This window comes from uncultured Dokdonia sp., from assembly GCF_947492815.1.
Classification (GTDB): domain Bacteria; phylum Bacteroidota; class Bacteroidia; order Flavobacteriales; family Flavobacteriaceae; genus Dokdonia.
On the sequence record NZ_CANLOB010000067.1, the window covers coordinates 1 to 1,393 of the forward strand.

The window sequence follows — 1,393 nt, forward strand, 5'->3', positions numbered from 1 at the left end:
TGTCTCGTCCTGAAATATCGATACACTAAAACTTTAGTGTAATGAAAACATCAGTAAACACAGGAATTGTCAAACGCACTCAAAAAGATTACTCCCTCTCTTTTAAGCTTCAATTAGTTGAAGAAGTAGAATTAGGTTTGTTGTCAAAAACACAGGCAAAGCTCAAGTATGGTATTCAAGGGGATTCTACAGTCTCTAAATGGTTGCAAAAATATGGTACTTTTGATTGGGAGAATCAATCTCCTAGAATTATGTCAAAAACTCCCGAGCAGAAAATATTAGAACTAGAGGCTAAAGTTAAACTGTTAGAAAAGCAAAAGGCTAGAGCAGAACATCTTGCCGAACGAGCAGATAAGAAGGTCATCATATTTGATATGCTTGTTGATATGGCTGAAAAGGAATATGACATCCAGATTAGAAAAAATTACAAACCCGAGTTATCGACCACTTTAAAGAAGAACACAAAGAAACCTTAGTTTCTACCTGTGATTTACTCGGGGTGAACAGACAGGTTTACTACAGATCTATTAAATCAAGAGCCTATAAACAGTCAATCGCTCAAAAGGTGATTGTATTAGTTAACACCATACGAAGTTCTATGCCTAAGTTAGGAACACGAAAATTGTATCATATACTTAAAGACAAACTATCGGTATTAAATGTGGGTAGAGATAGACTTTTTAGAATATTACGCGCTAACCATATGCTGATAAAACCAAAGCGAAGTTATCATATTACAACAGACTCTCATCACCGTTTTAAAAAGCATAAGAACCTTGTGAGTACTATAGAAATAGAAAATCCAGAATCTGTATGGGTAAGCGATATAACTTATGTTGGAACTAGAATCAATCCATCATACCTAGCCTTAGTTACAGATGCCTATTCTAAGAAAATAGTAGGATATGATGTATCTAATAGTTTATCACTGGATGGTGCTTTAAGAGCCTTAAATATGGCTATAAAAAATAGAGTGTATAAGGAAAGACCATTAATACATCATTCAGACAGAGGCTTACAATATTGCGCTAATGAATATCAAAAACTCCTCAAAGATAATGGTGTACAATCTAGCATGACAGAAAAGTACGATCCGTATGAAAATGCAATTGCAGAGAGAATAAATGGAATATTAAAGCAAGAGTTCGATATAGCAAAAAATATAAAGAATCTAGATTTAAAGAAAGAACTCATTAAAAATGCAATAACTATTTACAACAATAGAAGGCCACATTTATCTAATTATATGCTAACTCCAATACAAATGCACAAACAACAAATCCTAAAAAGGAAACAGTATAAATCAAAAAAGCTGAACAATGATATCATTGTTCAGCTTTAATTAATAAATTTAATCCATTAATAATCTGTATCGATTAGTTAGGACTAGACA

2 protein-coding genes are annotated in these 1,393 nt (G+C 32.7%); both read left to right on the plus strand.

Annotated elements, in window-relative coordinates; genetic code table 11:
* Positions 1–41: 41 nt before the first annotated feature.
* On the plus strand, positions 42–476 hold the full coding sequence (locus Q1A01_RS23505) for a hypothetical protein (protein ID WP_299685987.1): 435 nt from the start codon (positions 42–44) through the stop codon (positions 474–476).
* Positions 440–1,342 (plus strand): IS3 family transposase, encoded by a 903-nt coding sequence (locus Q1A01_RS23510; RefSeq protein WP_299685990.1) that lies wholly within the window; start codon positions 440–442, stop codon positions 1,340–1,342. Before Q1A01_RS23505 ends, Q1A01_RS23510 begins: the two co-directional genes overlap by 37 nt.
* Positions 1,343–1,393 lie beyond the last annotated feature (51 nt).